The 14,629-nt window shown below is 67.9% G+C and carries 10 protein-coding genes; 4 read left to right on the forward strand and 6 right to left on the reverse strand.

The features are described 5' to 3' along the window. Positions 1-747: a basic secretory protein-like protein gene (locus ACX9OW_RS11880; protein WP_459062309.1), complete on the forward strand. Its 747-nt coding sequence runs from the start codon at positions 1-3 to the stop codon at positions 745-747. A 155-nt stretch (positions 748-902) separates the two neighbouring features. On the opposite strand, the gene ACX9OW_RS11885 is transcribed toward ACX9OW_RS11880, so the two are convergent. Both ACX9OW_RS11885 and ACX9OW_RS11890 read right to left on the reverse strand, forming a co-directional pair. After that, complete coding sequence (locus tag ACX9OW_RS11885; RefSeq protein ID WP_065175119.1) at positions 903-3,194, reverse strand: NADP-dependent malic enzyme; 2,292 nt, start codon at positions 3,192-3,194, stop codon at positions 903-905. Positions 3,195-3,424: 230 nt separating this feature from the next. After that, on the reverse strand, positions 3,425-4,768 hold the full coding sequence (locus ACX9OW_RS11890; protein ID WP_053517411.1) for a dicarboxylate/amino acid:cation symporter: 1,344 nt from the start codon (positions 4,766-4,768) through the stop codon (positions 3,425-3,427). A 331-nt stretch (positions 4,769-5,099) separates the two neighbouring features. Here ACX9OW_RS11890 and ACX9OW_RS11895 point away from each other — a divergent pair, with 331 nt between their 5' ends. Further along, the gene (locus ACX9OW_RS11895) at positions 5,100-6,269 is read left to right on the forward strand and encodes an OprO/OprP family phosphate-selective porin (protein WP_053517412.1); all 1,170 of its coding nucleotides are present in this window, start codon (positions 5,100-5,102) and stop codon (positions 6,267-6,269) included. A 68-nt stretch (positions 6,270-6,337) separates the two neighbouring features. Beyond that, positions 6,338-8,983: a hybrid sensor histidine kinase/response regulator gene (locus ACX9OW_RS11900; RefSeq protein ID WP_459062310.1), complete on the forward strand. Its 2,646-nt coding sequence runs from the start codon at positions 6,338-6,340 to the stop codon at positions 8,981-8,983. Positions 8,984-9,295: 312 nt separating this feature from the next. Here ACX9OW_RS11900 and ACX9OW_RS11905 read toward each other — a convergent pair whose 3' ends face one another. The 4 genes from ACX9OW_RS11905 to ACX9OW_RS11920 are packed head-to-tail and all read right to left on the reverse strand — an operon-like array spanning position 9,296 to position 13,129. Further along, positions 9,296-9,943, reverse strand: a complete 648-nt coding sequence (locus ACX9OW_RS11905) for a response regulator (RefSeq protein ID WP_053517414.1) — start codon at positions 9,941-9,943, stop codon at positions 9,296-9,298. A gap of 60 nt (positions 9,944-10,003) precedes the next feature. Then, entirely contained in the window at positions 10,004-11,059 is a 1,056-nt protein-coding gene (locus tag ACX9OW_RS11910) for an ABC transporter substrate-binding protein (protein ID WP_065175121.1), read from the reverse strand. Then, positions 11,056-12,447, reverse strand: a complete 1,392-nt coding sequence (locus tag ACX9OW_RS11915; protein WP_459062311.1) for a sensor histidine kinase N-terminal domain-containing protein — start codon at positions 12,445-12,447, stop codon at positions 11,056-11,058. The genes ACX9OW_RS11910 and ACX9OW_RS11915 overlap by 4 nt, the downstream gene beginning before the upstream one ends. Beyond that, entirely contained in the window at positions 12,440-13,129 is a 690-nt protein-coding gene (locus tag ACX9OW_RS11920; protein ID WP_053517418.1) for a response regulator transcription factor, read from the reverse strand. Before ACX9OW_RS11920 ends, ACX9OW_RS11915 begins: the two co-directional genes overlap by 8 nt. A gap of 327 nt (positions 13,130-13,456) precedes the next feature. Between ACX9OW_RS11920 and ACX9OW_RS11925 the strand changes: the two genes are divergently transcribed. Further along, a complete protein-coding gene (locus ACX9OW_RS11925) occupies positions 13,457-14,596 on the forward strand; it encodes an OprO/OprP family phosphate-selective porin (protein ID WP_065175123.1) in 1,140 nt (379 codons plus the stop codon). Positions 14,597-14,629 lie beyond the last annotated feature (33 nt).

Below are 14,629 nucleotides of genomic sequence, written 5' to 3' on the forward strand. Positions count from 1 at the left end.
ATGCGCATTCGCCTGCTGACCCTTGCACTTGCTGCATTCACTCTGCCCGGCATTGCGCTGGCCCAGCCGTCGCAGCCCCGGGCCTTCGATGGCCAGTTCACCCGCGAAGGCATCACGTTGCACTACCAGGATGCGACCGGTGCGCTGGCCGCACCGGCACGCCAGCGCATCGTCGATACGTTCTATTCCGCCTACCTGCGCGAACGGGCGGACTTCCACCCGGCGGCACCGGCCGAGGTGCACATCGTGATCGATCCGGCCTACGACGGCGTCGCCTACGTGGGCGAGAAGGACAAGGCGAGCACCATCACCATCAACCCGGGCTGGCTGGTGAAGCACCCCGATGACATCGACCTGGTGACCCACGAGGCGATGCACATCGTGCAGGGCTACCCGAGCTACGGCGACACGCGGGTACCGGGCTGGCTGGTGGAAGGCATCGCCGACTACGCCCGCGACCGCTACGGCACGGACAATGCCGCAGCGGGCTGGGCGCTGCCGGACAAAGTGGGCAAGGGCCAGAGCGTGGAAAGCGGCTACCGGGTAACCGGGGCCTTCCTGAAATGGGCCGAAGCTGGACACCCCGGCCTGGTGCTGGCGCTGGACAAGGCCCTGCGCAACGGCCAGTACACCCTGGCGCTGTGGCAGCAGCACACCGGCAAGGGCCTGCCGGCGCTATGGGCCGAGTACGCCACGCCGCGTTCGGACGCCCCGCCGCCGGCACCGGCACGACGCGGCAAGCGCTGATCGGTAGCGCCGGGCCATGCCCGGCGGAATGCCTGATTTGCCGCGCTGCGCGCTCGCCGGGCATGGCCCGGCGCTACCCGATCCGGTTTCCGCTGTGCGGAAACAGAAACGCGCCCCGTGGGGCGCGTTTCTGCAGCGATCGCGGTGACGAAGGATTACGCCTTCTTTTCCGCTTCCAGCTGCTTGCGGATCTGCGCATCGACCGCAGCAATGGCGGTCATGTTCAGGATGCGGCGCGAGGTCGCGCTGGTGGTCAGGATGTGCACCGGCTTGTTCACGCCCATCAGGATCGGGCCGATCGCCACGCCATCGGTGAACACACGCACCAGGTTGTAAGCGATGTTGGCCGCTTCCAGATTGGGCAGCACGAACAGGTTGGCGCGACCCTGCAGGGTGGAACCCGGCAGCAGCTTCTGGCGCAGCGCCTCGTCCCAGGCGGTATCGCCCTGCATCTCGCCGTCCACGTTCAGGCGCGGATTGCGCTTGAGCAGCAGCTCGCGGACCTGGCGCATCTTCAGCGCGTCCTTGGAATCGTGGCTGCCGAAATTGGAGTGCGACAGCAGCGCCACCTTCGGTTCGATGCCGAACAGCTTCATGCGGTACGCGGCCTGCAGGGTCGCCTCGCAGATCTGCTCGGCACTGGGATCTTCCTGCACGTGCGTGTCGACGAAGAAGAACACGCCCTGCTGGTTGATGACGCCGGTCATCGCCGAGGTCGAGGTGACCTTCGGCTCCAGCGGCAGCACGCTGCGGACATAACCCAGCTTCTTGTGGAAACGGCCGACGATGCCGGTCAGCATTGCATCGGCTTCGCCACGCGCGACCATCACCGCGGCAATCAGGGTCGGCCGCGAACGCATCAGGTTCTTCGCCGCCGCCACGGTGACGCCGCGACGACCGGTCAGCCCGTGGTAGTACTGCCAGTATTCGTTGAAGCGCGGATCATCATTGATGTTGGTGATCTCGAAGTGCTCACCAGCCTTCAGGCGCAGGCCCAGGCGCTCGATGCGCGCTTCGATCACGTCCGGCCGGCCGATCAGGATCGGATGTGCGAGCCCTTCATCGACCACGTTCTGCACCGCCTGCAGCACCACTTCCTCTTCGCCTTCGGCATAGACCACGCGCTGCTTGTCGGTGCGTGCACGGTCGTACACCGGCTTCATCATCAGGCTGGTGCGGTAGACGAACTGGGCCAGCTTGTCACGGTAGGCGCCCATGTCGGCGATCGGCCGGGCGGCCACCCCCGAGTCCATCGCGGCCTGGGCCACGGCAGCGGACAGCTCCACCAGCAGGCGGCGATCAAACGGGCGCGGGATCAGGTACTCGCGGCCGAAGCTCGGGGTTTCACCGCCGTAGGCCGAGCCCATGTCGGTCGCGGCGCGGCGTGCCAGTGCGGCGATGGCGCGCACGCAGGCGATCTTCATTTCCTCGTTGATCGCGGTGGCGCCCACGTCCAGCGCACCGCGGAACAGGTACGGGAAGCACAGCACGTTGTTGACCTGGTTCGGGTAATCCGAACGGCCGGTGCCGATGATCGCGTCCGGACGCGCCGCACGCGCCACTTCCGGCATGATTTCCGGGGTCGGATTGGCCAGTGCGAAGATCACCGGGTCCGGCGCCATGGTCTTGACCATTTCGGCGGTGAGGATGCCGGGCGCCGACAGGCCCAGGAAGATATCCGCGCCGTCGACGATCTCGGCCAGGGTGCGCTTGTCGGTGTCGCGTGCGTAACGCTGCTTTTCCGGGTCCAGATCGGTACGACCGGTGTGGATCACGCCCTCGCGGTCGAACGCCAGGATGTTCTCCGGCTTCAGGCCCAGCTGCACCAGCATGTTGACGCAGGAAACGCCCGCCGCGCCCATGCCCGTGGTCGCCAGCTTCACCTCCTCGATCTTCTTGCCGGTGATCGCCATGGCGTTCAGCACCGCCGCGCCGACGATGATCGCCGTACCGTGCTGGTCGTCATGGAACACCGGGATCTTCATGCGCTCGCGCAGCTTGCGCTCGACCACGAAGCATTCCGGCGCCTTGATGTCTTCCAGGTTGATGCCGCCGAAGGTCGGCTCCAGCGAGGCGATGATGTCGACCAGCTTGTCCGGATCGGTTTCGTCCACTTCGATGTCGAACACATCGATGCCGGCGAACTTCTGGAACAGCACGCCCTTGCCTTCCATCACCGGCTTGCCGGCCAGTGCGCCGATGTTGCCCAGGCCCAGCACCGCGGTGCCGTTGGAGATCACCGCCACCAGGTTGCCGCGGGCGGTCAGCTCGCTGGCCTGCTGCGGGTCGGCCTTGATTGCTTCACAGGCGTACGCCACGCCCGGCGAGTACGCCAGCGACAGGTCGCGCTGGGTCAGCATCGGCTTGGTCGCGGAGACCTTGATCTTGCCCGGCGGGGACATCCGGTGGTAATCGAGGGCGGCCTGTTTGAAATCTTCGTTGGACATCGACGTTGGATACATGAATGGGCAAGAGGGACAGGGGATCATACCCCCGTTGGGGCGCCCGGACCTGTCGCTATCCTGTCGCAGGCATGCTGCGACCGCACAATTCCCTGGCGTATGCGACAACCTGGAGCCACCAGCTTCGGCGCTGCCCATGACAGCCATGGGACGCCTTGAAACGCCGCGGGGCCGCACCACTCACGTGACCGGCCCCGCGGTACCACACACCTGGATCAGCCCTTGGCGGGCAGTGCCTCCGGCACGGCATCGACCGGCGGCGGCAGTTCGCTTTCGCGACCATCCAGCGCCAGCTTCAGGCGGTCACGGTCCAGTGCGCCTTCCCAGCGCGAGACCACCACCGTGGCCACGGCATTGCCGATGAAGTTGGTCAGCGAGCGGCATTCGCTCATGAAGCGGTCCACGCCGAGGATCAGCGCCATGCCGGCCACGGGCACTTCCGGCACCACGGCCAGAGTGGCCGCCAGGGTGATGAAGCCGGCACCGGTGACGCCGGCCGCGCCCTTGGAGCTGAGCATGGCGACCAGCAGCAGCGCGATCTGGTGGCCCAGGGTCAGTTCGGTGTTGGTGGCCTGGGCGATGAACAGCGCCGCCAGGGTCATGTAGATGTTGGTGCCGTCCAGGTTGAACGAGTAGCCGGTGGGGACCACCAGGCCCACCACCGACTTGCTGCAGCCGGCCCGCTCCATCTTCTCCATCAGCGACGGCAGCGCCGACTCGGACGAAGAGGTACCCAGCACCAGCAGCAGTTCGGCCTTCAGGTAGCGCGCCAGCTTGAACACCGAGAACCCGCACAGGCGGCAGACCACGCCCAGGATGACCGCCACGAACAGGAAGGCGGTGATGTAGAACGAACCGACCAGCCAGGCCAGGTTGATCAACGACCCCACGCCGTACTTGCCGATGGTGAAGGCGATCGCGCCGAAGGCGCCGATCGGAGCAGCCTTCATCAGCATGTGCACCAGCTTGAACACCGGAGCCACCAGCGCTTCGAGGAAGTTCTGGATCGGCTTGCCCTTCTCGCCGACCGACGCCAGCGCGATGCCGAACAGCACGGCCACGAACAGCACCTGCAGGATGTTGCCGTCCACGAAGGCGCTGATCAGCGTCTTCGGGATGACATCCATCAGGAAGCCGACCAGGGTCAGGTCATGCGACTTCTCGACGTAGCTGTGCACCGCGGTCTGGTCCAGCTCGGCCGGGTTGATGTTCATGCCCGCGCCAGGCTGTACCACGTGGGCCACGATCATGCCCACCACCAGCGCCAGCGTGGAGAAGAACAGGAAGTAGGCCATGGCCTTGGCGAACACGCGGCCGACCGTGCGCAGATGGGTCATGCCGGCAATGCCGGTGACGATGGTCAGGAAGATCACCGGCGCGATGATCATCTTCACCAGGTTGATGAAGGCATCGCCGAGCGGCTTCATCTTCTCGCCGATCAGGGGTTCGTAATGGCCGAGGATGGCGCCCAGGACGATCGCCACGATCACCTGGAAGTACAGCTGGCGGTAGATCGGCAACGGCTTTGCAGGCGCCGGGGCAGCGGTCGGGATGTGCATGGCGGACTCCGGGGAAGGGCGTTTTCAGGCACGTATGGCCCCGGAACTGCATGGGAGCCGATACCGTGGAAGCTGGTCACCGCCCCCTCGCTCCACGCGCAGGGTGGCGACCAATGGACGCCTTTGTACGCGCCGGGCACGCCAACGCAGATAACCTATTGGTACTAGCCCCCCGGTTCAGGTGGCCGGGATGCCTACACTGGCCCGGCATCGCACCGCGCCGGGAGGCCGGTGGCGCGGGCTGAACGGCCCGTGGCGTCCCTGCCCAAGTTCCGGCCCTGGCGGCCGTTGTTGTCCTGACCCTACGCAATCCGAGAGAGCCGCACCCAACATGCGCCCCATTCCCACCCTGCTGGCCCTGTCGCTGGCCGCCCTGCCCGCCTTCGCGTCCGCTGCCGATTTCGACAACTGGCCGACCAAGTACGCGTTCGGCGACGGCACCGAGCTGGCGGCCACCGCCAACATCGCCTACGACTACAACGATTTCTCCTCCGGCAGTGGCCTGGACGATGACGATGCCGTGCGCCGCAAGGAATTCGGCGCCACGCTGAAGAAGAAGGGCGTGTACGACGCGATGGTGTACTACGACTTCCAGGCCGACACCTGGCTGGACGTGTTCCTGCGCCTGGAGAGCAAGGCCTTCGTGGGCCGCGACATCGGCCGCTTCCGCTTCGGCTACATGAAGACGCCGGTCGGCCTGGATGCCAACACCTCCTCGCGCGCCGGTAGCTTCCTGGAGACCGCGCTGCCGGTGCAGGCGTTCTACGCCGGCCGCCGCACCGGTGTGGAATGGGTGCTGGAGCGCCCGCAGTACCTGCTGCAGGCCGGTGCCTACGGCGGCAAGGACCTGCAGGGCGACAACCCCGGCACCACGCAGGCGGTACGTGCGGTGTGGACGCCGGTGAAGGCGCCTGGCGATGTGATCCACCTGGGCCTGGCCTACTCGCAGGAAAACCCGCGCGGCTACCGCGATGGCCGTGACGTCCATCACGAGGCCAGCGCACGGTTGCGCGCGCGCCCGGAAGCCGGCCTGACCGACATCCGCTACGTGGATTCCGGCGCGCTGGTGACCGCCGACCAGATCCGCCGCACCGGCCTGGAAGGCATCTGGATCCGTGGCCCCTTCTCGCTGCAGGCCGAAGCGCTGCAGGCCACTGTCACCCGCAACGACGGCAAGCCCGACTACACCGGCCACGGCCAGTACGCGATGGCCAGCTGGGTGCTGACCGGCGAATCCCGTCCGTACAACGCCGGCGCCGTGGCCAACATCAAGCCCGCCCACGACTACGGCGCGGTCGAGCTGGTGGCACGCTACAGCCGCCTGGATCTGGACGACGGCAGCATCCTGGGGGGGCGTCAGCACGACCTGACCCTGGGCGCGAACTGGTACCTGACCAGCCATTTCAAGTTCCAGGCCAACTACGTCAAGGTCGATGCCAGCCGCCGCGGTGTGCACAGCACCCCGGAGATCTTCGAACTGCGCGCACAGATGCACTTCTGATCCGCGCCACGGTGCGGAATCCGGCGGGCATGCACGTCATGCCCGCCCTCACTGCGTAGACTGCCGCCATGTACTGGCTCGGCCGCCACCGGATGCTGCTGCTGACCCTCCTCGCGATGGCCGGAGGCACCGTGCTGTGCGCGATCGCGGCGGGCCACTACGCGTGGCGCAGCGCCCTGGCTGCCGAGAGCACGCAGGTCCAGCGCCAGCTGCAGCTGTACGGCCAGGGCCTGCAGCAGCGTATCGACCGCTTCGGCACCCTGCCGCAGGTGATGGCACTGGACCCGGACCTGCTGCGCGTACTGCGCACGCCGCCCTCGCCCGCCGAGCGCCAGCAGCTGAACCTGAAACTGCAGCGCGCCAACCAGGTCACCCGAACCTCCACCCTGACCCTGGTCGGCCGCGATGGCGTCGCGGTCGCGGCCAGCAACTGGGACCAGCCGACCACCAACGTCGGCGAGGACTACAGCTACCGGCCCTATTACCAGCAGGCCCTGGCCCACGGCCGCGGCCGCTTCTACGGCATCGGCATGACCACCGGCGTGCCCGGCTATTTCATGTCCGAGGCGATCGTCGACGACCGCGGCCAGCGCATCGGCGTGATCGTGATCAAGATCGAGCTGTCGGCGCTGGAACAGGAGTGGCTGAACAGCCCGGACGTGGTGCTGGCCAGCGACAACCATGACGTGGTGTTCCTGTCCAACCGCGATGCCTGGCGCTACCGCCTGCTGCGGCCGCTGGGCGCGGACGAGCGCCGCGAGATGCTTGATGCCCGCCAGTATGCCGACCGCTCGTTGCAGCCCCTGCGGGTGCGTACCGAGGATGTGCTGGCCGATGGTGGCCGCATGGTGCGCCTGCTCGACCCGGTGCTGCCGCAGGCGATGCTGTGGCAGAGCCTGGCGCTGCCCGACGAACACTGGAACCTGCATCTGCTGCACGATGCCAGTGCCGCCACCAGCGCCGGACGCGGTGCCGCCCTGGCCGGCGCCGCTGCGTGGCTGGCGCTGGGGTTCCTGCTGCTGTTCGTGCAGCAGCGCCGACGCCTGGCCCGGCACCGCCAGCGCAGCCGCAGCGAACTGGAAACCCTGCTCAAGCAGCATGCACAGGAACTGCGCACCGCCCAGGACGGATTGCTGCAGGCTGCCACCGATGCCGACAGCGGCCTGAGCCGCAGCCTGGAGCACCTGCCGCAGGGCGTGGTGATCATTGATCGCGAACAGCGCCTGGTCGCCTGGAATTCGCGCTATCTGGAACTGTTCCGCTTCCCGCCGGGGCTGGTCCGTGTCGGCCGGCCCATCGAAGAGCTGTTCCGCTACAACGCACGCCGCGGCCTGCTCGGGCCGGGGCCGATCGACGAGGCCATCGAGCGTCGTCTGAACCACCTGCGCAGTGGCCGCCCGCACATGCGCGAGAGCGAAAAGGACGATGGCACCGTTCTGGAGATCCGTGGCAATCCGCTGCCTGATGGCGGCTTCGTCACCAGCTACGCCGACATCACCAGCTACAAGAACGCTGCACGCGAACTGCGGTCACTGGCCGATGCGCTGGAACACCGCGTGGCCGAGCGCACCCATGACCTCGACGAGGCCCGCCGCGAAGCCGAACAGGCCAACCGCTACAAGACCCGTTTCGTCGCATCCGCGGTGCACGACCTGCTGCAACCGTTGAACGCCGCGCGCATGTTCGTCTCCGTGCTGCGCGGCAAGCTGACCGACCCGGCGCAGCAGCAGACCACCGACCACATCGATGCCGCACTGGCCGCGCAGGATGCCATCCTCAACAGCCTGCTCGACATCGCGCGACTGGAGTCAGGCAGCCTGCCCACGCGCGTGCATGCGTTCCGGCTGGGCCCGCTGCTGCAGACGCTGGCACGCGAGTTCGGCATCGCCGCGCAGACACGCGGGCTGGTCGTGGACTGGGTGGATACCCGCGCGGTGGTGGTCAGCGACGAAGCACTGCTGCGCCGCATCCTGCAGAATTTCCTGTCCAACGCACTGCGCTACAGCGAGCGTGGCCGGGTGCTGCTCGGCTGCCGCCGGCGCGGAGACCAGTTGTGGATTGAAGTGCATGACCAGGGCCCCGGCATTCCTGATGCGCTGCAGGGTGAAATCTTCGAGGAATTCCGCCGTCTGCACGATGGTCACCAGCGCGGCGCCGGCCTGGGCCTGGCAATCGTCGACCGTATCGGCCGCCTGCTCGGCCATCCGATCCGCCTGCGCTCGCAACTGGGGCGAGGCAGCGTGTTCGCAGTGGGCGTACCTCTTGGCGATGCCAACGCGATTCCCGCTGTTGCGCAGGCACCGGCGCAGGCACAGGAACCGGCGGCAGACAATCCGCTGCGCGGCCGCCGCGTGTGGGTGATCGATGATGATCCGCATGTCTGCGCTGCCAGCCGTGCCCTGCTGGAGCGCTGGGGATGCGAGGTGGTGCTGGCCGATGGCCCCCAGGCCGCGCTACAGCTGGCCGGCGTGGGGTCCGTCCCGGAGCTGGTGCTGCTGGACGTTCGCATGGGCGACCATCACGGGCCGGTGCTGTACGAAGTGCTGGCCGAGCACTGGCAGGCACGGCCGCCGGTGGTGCTGGTGACCGCCGAGCGCGACGCAGGACTGCGCGAAATGGCGGCCGAACGTGGCTGGGGCATGATGGCCAAGCCGGTGAAGCCGCCGGCGCTGCGGGCGCTGATGAGCCAGTTGCTGATCCGCCATCGCGGGTGATTCCAGCCAACGGCGCAGCCCCTCGCCGGTGGCACGTAAAGCAGTCCATGGTTGAGGCCGGGCAGGTTCCTTATTCGTCCACCCACGTGGAAGAAAAAGAAGATCAAACGCGGGTCGCGACGCCGCGCGTGCTCGTGTAGAGCCGAGCCCATGCTCGGCTCCACAGAAGGCGGCCGGACAGGCTGCTTCTGCTTTTGATCTTTTCCCTTTTCCGGGGGTGGCAGGCCACCGAAATCTGTCAGAGATCGGCCGGGTTGGGTTCGCGGGGGCGTCCGCCGCATGGATGCGGCAGCCAAGCCTCCAGGGACGGATTCACGGCGCTCCCGCATCACCTTCCGGCTCAAGCGCCTTCACCAGCACCGCGGCCTGCGTGCGGCTGTGGCATTCGAGCTTCTTCAGGATCGCGGTGACATGCACCTTCACCGTGTTTTCGGCCAACCCCAGCGTGTAGGCAATCTGCTTGTTGAGCAGGCCATCGGCCAGGCACAGCAGCACCCGGAACTGCTGCGGTGTCAGCTGCGCCAGGCGGCTGGCCAGCAGTGCATCGGCCTCAGAACGCTCGGCCGCCATCGCCGGGAACCACAGGCCACCCTCCAGCACCGCCGTCACCGCCTCGCCAATGGTCTCGGCGGGCGCCGACTTCGGGATGAAACCAGCTGCGCCGAACTGCTGCGCGCGCCGGATCACCCGTGGATGATCGTTGGACGACAGGATCACCACCGGAATGTCCGGATGCGAGCCACGCACGTGCAGCAGCGCGGAGAAACCGTGGGCACCGGGCATGGTCAGGTCGAGCAGCACCAGGTCCACGTCAGGATGCGCATCCAGCGCCTCGGCGAGCGCTTCGGCACTGGCCACCTCGCGCACCTGGGCAAGCGGCAGGCTCTGCCGCAATGACTGCACCACCGCCGAACGCAGCAACGGGTGGTCATCGGCGATCAGGATGGTGTATTCGCTCATGCGGCCATTGTACGGGCAGCGCACTGCATCCGCCGGGCATGGCCCGGCGCTACCAGGGCATCAGCGCCCCGCCGGCTCCACGCTGCTGCGCCAGGCATCGAGGAACTGGCGCCGCTTGAGCGCGTCCAGGTAGACCAGCAGTCCCGGCCCGAGCTGGATCGGGCGCCGGCTGCGACCGGGCGCATCATCGCGCCGGGCATCGCTGCGCACGATCGGCATCAGCCGCGCCTCGCGCGACAGCACCTGCTGGCCACGCGGCGACAGCAGGTAATCGAGGAAACGCCGCGCCTCCTCCGGATGCGGACCGGTGCGCGGGATCACGGCCGTGCGCAGCACCACCAGCGTGTAGTCCTCCGGCTCGATGATGGCCAGTGGCGCGCCGGCATCGATGCGCGCCTGCGCGTACGAGCCGAGCACGTTGTAGACCAGCGACAGCTGGCCGCTGGCGACCTTGTCCAGCAGTACCCCGGTGCGCTCCTCGCGAACCACCTCGTTGTCGCCGAGCGCCCCGAGCAGCGCACCGGCAATGCTGCCACGCTGCGCATCCTGCGTGGCCAGCAGGTAGCCCACGCTGCTGCGTTCGATGTCGTAGGTGCCCACCCGTCCGCGCAGGGGCGCGCCTTCCGCGCGCAGCAGGTCCAGCAGCTGCCGGCGTGTATGCGGCACCTTGGCAGCAGGCAATGTGCGCGTGTTGTGGACCATCACCACCGGCTCGTAGCTGATCCCGAATGCCTCGCCCCGCCACTGTGCCCAGGCCGGCAGCGCCGCGGTCTGCGCCGAGCGGTGTGGCAGGGCATGACCGTCATTGACCAGCTTGGTCTGCAGGTCCATGCCGCTGGAGATCAGCAGATCCGGCGACGCAGGGCTGGTGCGGTCCTGCAGGTAACGCGCGTACAGATCCTGGGTGATGATGTCCTCGTACACCACTTCCGTGCCGGGATGCAGCCGCTGGTAGTCGGCGATCACCACGGCGAACACCTCGATGTCGGTGGTGCCGTGGATGCGCAGCTGGGCAGTGGCGGTCTCACGTGCGGGGAAACGGCGCACGTCGCCGGGTGCAGCCTGCGCAGGCAGAGCCAGCAGCAGCGCGATGACGGCGGCAAACAGGCGGATCATGGGTTGCTCCGGGGCAGGCGGATGGTGGCGATCAGCCCCCCCTGCGGGCGGTTGCTGAGGTCGATATGGCCTGCATGGCTGTCGATCACGCGTTTGACGATGGCCAGCCCCAGGCCGGCGCCACCGGATGGCACGCCTTCGCCACGGGCGAATCGCTCGAACACCCGTTCGGCGTCGGCCGCGGCGATGCCCGGGCCGTGGTCGGCAATGGTCAGCACCGCCTGGCCGCCCTCGACCGTCAGTGCAATCTGCAGCGGGCCATCGCCGCCATACTTCAACGCATTGTCCACCAGGTTCTTGATCGCCTCGCGCAGCAGCAGCGCATCACCGTGCACATGCACCTGCTCGGACGTGACGGCCAGCTGCACGCGCGGCGCGGGACCGGCCTGCGGCAACGCATCGTGCAATGCCTGGTGCACGGTTTCTGCCAGATCCACCGGCGTGAACCGCTGCAGATGCGAACGGTGGATCACGCTGGCATCGCTGAGCAGCTGGTTGAGCAGCCGGCTCATGTGCGTGGCATTGCGCTCGATGGCCTGCAGGCTGCGCCGCATGTCCTGCGGGTCGTCATCATCCAGCGCCAGCTGCGCCTGCGCGCGCAGGGCGGCCAGCGGGGTACGCATCTGGTGCGCGGCTTCCGCCATGAACGCGCGCAGGGTCTCGTTGCTGCTCGACAGCCGCTCCATGAAGCGGTTCAGCGCCGCCACCATCTGGTCCATCTCACGGGGCACACGTGCATCCAGCGGCTTCAGGTCCGACGGTTCACGGCGCGAGAGTTCGCGTTCCACCCTCACCAGTGGCCGGAATGCACGGTGTACACCGAAGGCGACCAGCGCCAGCAGCAGACCGGACAGCACACCGATCGCCAGCAGCGACCGGTTGACCATGTCCTGCGCCACCGCCTCGCGCGCGCGCCGGGTCTGGCCGACCTGCACCAGCACCTCACCCTGCGCGGACGCAGCAGCGAAGCTGCGGCCCACCACCACGAACCGCACGGTCTCACCGCTGTAGCGCGCATCGAAGAACTGCGGTTGGCTCCCCGGCCGCCGGGGTGGCACCGGCAGGTCGCCGTAGCCGGTGATCAGCGTGCCGCGACTGTCCGCGACGCGGTAGAACACCCGGTCCTCCGGCGCCATCGCCAGCAGGTCGAGCGCCGCGTACGGCAGGTCGACCTGCCATTGGCCATCGGCCAGCGCCACCGAATCGGCGATGGACAGTGCAGAGGACGCCAGCAGGTGATCGTAGGAGCGATTGGCCGCACGCTGGCCGTAGTCGCGTGCGGCAAACAGCAGGGCGACTGCGAACACCGCCAGCAGCGCACCCAGATACAGCAGCAGGGTCCGCCGCAGCGAACCCGGCGCGGCCGCTGCCGGGCGCGCGTCAGCCATCGCTGTCCACGCCTTCGTCGCGAGCCTCGAGCAGGTAACCGACGCCGCGCACGGTCGTGATGCGCAGCGGCGCGTCGGCGAGCTTCCTGCGCAGGCGGCCGACATAGAGCTCGATCGCGTTCGGCCCAGCCTCGTCATCGAAGCCGAACAGGCCGTTGCCGATCTCATCCTTGCCGACCACGTGGCCCAACCGGCCGACCAGGATTTCCAGCAGACGGTACTCGCGGTTGGGCAGCTCGATGGGCTCGCCATCCAGGGTGACCCGATGCGCGGCATTGTCGAACTGGAAGCCGCCCACCTGCACCACCTCACTGGCCTGGCCGCGGGCCCGCCGCAGCAGCACGCGGCAACGCGCCTCGAACTCGCGGAAGTCGAAGGGCTTGCCGAGATAATCATCGGCACCCACGTCCAGCGCCTGCACGCGGTCCTCGATGCCGTCGCGCGCGGTCAGCATCAGCACCGGCGTGCTGTCGCCGCGCTCGCGCATGCCGGCCAGCACGCGTAGCCCATCAAGCTTGGGCAGGCCGATATCCAGCACCACCAGATCGAAACTCTGGTAGCGCAGCACGCTTGCGGCGGCCAGGCCATCGGCCTGCCAATCCACCGCGTGCCCACTGCGGCGCATGCGACGGATGATCGCATCGGCCAGATCCGGGTTGTCTTCAACCAGCAGCAGGCGCATGGGGACAAGCGTGGGAGGGGAAGCGAATGCTACCGCATGCCGCCCGGCCTGCCCGCCGGGCTGGCCTGGCGCTACCCGGGCGTCGCGGGGGGGGGGATGGATGGACCGGCGCGATCGGGCAGCCTGCACGGGGGTAGCGCCGGGCCAGCCCCGGCGAGCGCAGCGGCCGCTTTTACGCTGCAACGCACAAACCGCTGACAGGCGGATGACAGCTTGCGCGACCCAGACTGCGGCCGCGCACCATCCGGTGCCCACGATTGCCGCGCGCCTGGCGCGCACCTGGGAGGGTTTGTGGAATTCACGTTTGCCTGGCCGCGTTCCGCCGCCATGATGGCCCTGGCTGCGTTGGCCGCGCCGGCCTTTGCCGCTGATGACGAGCGGCCGGTCACCGCCACGCTGGGCGGTCGCCTGCATCTGGACTTCGCCACGTTCGACAATGACAACCGCGGTACGCCGAACAAGGATGACACCGAGATCCGCCGCGCTTGGCTGGATGTCTCCGGCAGGTTTTTCGTGGTCGACTACAAGATGGAAGCCGACTTCTCCGGCGACCGTGTGGAAGCCAAGGACGTCTATCTGGCACGCAGCTTCGGCAAGGCCGGCAAGCTGACGGTCGGCCAGTTCAAGCAGTACTTCTCGCTGGATGACCGCACCAGCTCCAACTACGGCAGCTTCCTGGAGCGCGGCAATGCCGGTACCACGCTGGCGCCGCTGTACCGGCTGGGTGCCTCGTGGCAGGCCAATCCGGGTGACTTCACCTGGGCCGCCAGCGTCTACAGCCTGGAGAGCATCGATGCCTGGCAGGTGAAGGGGCGCGCCGCCGGCGGCCGCGTGACCTGGGCGCCCTCGCCCAGCGACGGCGATGTACTGCACCTGGGCCTGTCGCTGGCCCGTGAGGCGTACGACAACCCTGGCGCCAACGGTGTGCCGGCACTGCGCATCCGCCCGCGCCCCGCCGGCCATCTGTCCGATGAGAGCCGCCTGACCCTGGTCGATTTCTCCGCAGGCCGCGATACCGACGTCAACAAGTGGTCACTGGAGTACGCCCAGGTCCGCGGCCCGTTGTCATGGCAGGGCGAGTTCAGCGGTGCGACCTTCGATGACGGCGCCCAGCGCGGCGACGTCATGGCCGGCTACGGCATGCTCAGCTGGTTCGTTACCGGCGAGAGCCGCGCCTACGACCGCAAGACCGGCCGCTTCGCCAGGGTGAAGGACATCCGCCACAAGGCCGGTGCCTTTGAAGTGGCGCTGCGCTACGACCGGATGTGGGGCGCGCAGCACCTCGACGGCGCTCCCGACCTGCGCCGCGGCAGTACCGAAGCCTGGACGCTCGGCGGCAACTGGTACCTGCGCGACAACCTGCGATTCATGCTCAACGTCATCGAAAGCCGCAACCGTGACCGCCTGGCCGGGATCACGGTGGACCGCACGCGCGCCGTGACCGGCCGCCTGCAGTACGACTTCTGAGCCTCTTCCGCGCCCCCCTCCGCACCCGCCCCT

The organism is Stenotrophomonas genospecies 5 (assembly GCF_054473825.1).